This is a genomic window from Kitasatospora sp. NPDC057512 (assembly GCF_042802135.1).
GTDB lineage: Bacteria > Actinomycetota > Actinomycetes > Streptomycetales > Streptomycetaceae > Kitasatospora.
In genome coordinates this window covers 1-2507 of record NZ_JBHVET010000985.1, presented here as the reverse complement: position 1 = coordinate 2507, position 2507 = coordinate 1, and the positions used below count along the sequence as shown (strand labels likewise).

Genomic DNA, 2507 nt, shown 5'->3' with positions numbered 1-2507 from the left:
ACGCTCGGCGATCCCGTCGACGGACTCCCGCAGCCCCGAACTCGACACCACCAGACCCACACCCGCCTCGGCCACCACCAACGCCGACCGCTCCCTCGGGAACTCCGGATCCAACAGCGTGTAACCACCACCCGCCTTCAACACACCCAACAACGCCACCACCAGATCCGCCCCACGCCCCAGGCAGACCCCCACCAACCCACCCCGCACCAGACCGGACTCCACCAACCGCGCAGCCATCCGATCCGACAGAACATCCAACTCCCCGTACGACAACCGGCGATCACCATCCACCACCGCCACCGCACCCGGAGCCCGCACCACCTGCTCCCCGAACAACCCCGACACCGTCCCCACCGGCACCGGACCCCCACCACCACCACCCCACCCCGACACGATCAACTCACGCTCACCACCCACCAACACCTCAACCGACCCCACCAACTGCCCCGGATCCGCGACCATCGCGGCCAGCACCTGACGCAGGCGCTCCGTGAAGGTGGTGACGGTGTCGTGATCGAAGAGGTCGGCGGCGTAGCGCAGTTCGGCCCGGATACCGGCCGGCCTGTTGGCGTCGTCGTGGTGCTCGGAGAAGCTCAGGTTGAGATCGAACCGGGCCGGGGCGGCGACCGGGCACTCCGACTCCACGACCACGCCCGGGAGTCGGAGACTGCACTGGCTGTTGTTCTGCAGGACCAGCATCACCTGGAACAGCGGATGCACCGAAGCCGAGCGGACGGGGTTCAGCTCCTCCACCAGGCGCTCGAACGGCAGGTCCTGGTGCGTGAACGCTGCCAGATCCGTGTCCCGGACCCGAGCCAGCAGCTCACCGAAGGTCGGCGCACCCGACACATCCGTCCGCAGCACCAGCGTGTTCACGAAGAACCCGACCAGGTCGTCCAACGCCTCGTCCGAACGCCCCGCCACCACCGTGCCGATCGGAATGTCCGTCCCCGCGCCCAACCGCGACAACAGAGCCGCCAGGCCCGCATGCAACACCATGAACAGCGTCACACCATGCCGACGCGCCAACCCCTCCAACTCCGCGTGCAGCCCCGCGTCCAGCCCGAACTCCACCAGACCACCCGCACGCGAAGCCACCCCCGACCGCGGCCGGTCCAACGGCAGCGCCACCTCCTGCGGCGCATCCCGCAACACCTCCGACCAGTACGCCAACTGCCGCTCCAGGACTCCGCCCAACAGACCCTGCTGCCACAGCGTGTAATCGGCGTACTGCACCGGCAACGGCGACCACCCCGGAGCAACCCCGGCCAACCGAGCCCGATACGCCGACGCCACCCCCTCCCACAACGGCTCCATCGACCAACCATCACTCGCGATGTGGTGCAAGGTCACCACCAGCACCGACTCACCCTCGCCGAGCCTGAACAGCACCACCCGCAACGGCAGCCCGGTGGACAGGTTGAACGCGGCAAGGGCCTCGGCCGAGATCCGCTCCGCCAGCTCCTCCGCCGTGCACGGCTCGGCCCTGAACGGCACCTCGACCTCCCCGACGGGCAGCACCACCTGGCGGGGCCGGCCGTCGACCGCCGGATAGACCGTCCGCAGCGCCTCGTGCCGGCCGACCACATCACCGATCGCCTGCCGCAGCGCCTCGACGTCCACCGCGCCGTGCAGGCGGAACGCGAACGGACTGTTGTACGTCGCGGAAGCCCCCTCCAACTGGTCCAGGAACCACAGCCGCTGCTGGGCGAACGACAGCGGCAGCACCTCCGGCCGCTCCCCCGCCACCAACGCCGGACGCGCCGGACGCCCCTCCTTCAGCTTCTCGGCGACGCCGACGACCGTGGACGCGTCGAACAGGTCACGGATGCCGAGCTCCGCGCCGAAGGTGCTGCGGATCCGGCTGATCAGCCGGGCCGCGAGGAGCGAGTGCCCGCCCAGGGCGAAGAAGTCGTCGTCGATCCCCACCGACGGCAGGCCCAGCACCTCCGCGAACACCGCGCACAGGATCTCCTCCTGCGCGGAACGCGGCGCCCGACCACTCGACTCGACGGCAGTGGCGGCAGGCGCGGGCAGCGCACGCTGGTCCAGCTTGCCGTTCGGCGTGATCGGCAGCGCCTCCAGCACCACCACCGCCGACGGCACCATGTGACGCGGCAGACGGCCCACGGCGAAACGCCGCAGGTCGTCGGGATCGACCTCCCTACCCGCGACCGGCACCACGTAGCCGACCAGGCGCTTGTCTCCCGGCCGGTCCTCGCGCGCCACCACGGCGGCTTGCGCCACCGCCTCGTGCGCCAACAGCACCGCCGCGACCTCACCCGGCTCGACCCGGAAACCCCGGATCTTCACCTGGTCGTCCGCACGCCCCACATACTCCAGCACCCCGTCCACACGCCAACGACCCAAGTCACCCGTCCGGTACATCCGTTCACCCGCCACACCCAGCGGATTCGCCACGAACCGCTCCGCCGTCAACCCCGCCCGACCCACATACCCGTGCGCCAGACCAGCCCCCGCCGCATACACCTCACCCACCACAC

Annotated in this window: 1 protein-coding gene; it reads right to left on the bottom strand. The window is 70.1% G+C overall.

All coding sequences use genetic code 11. The annotated features are described in order from the left end of the window. Nucleotides 1–2424 (bottom strand): condensation domain-containing protein (locus tag ACFU6K_RS36610; RefSeq protein WP_380670599.1); only part of this gene is annotated, 2424 nt, incomplete at its 3' end. Nucleotides 2425–2507: the final 83 nt, after the last annotated feature.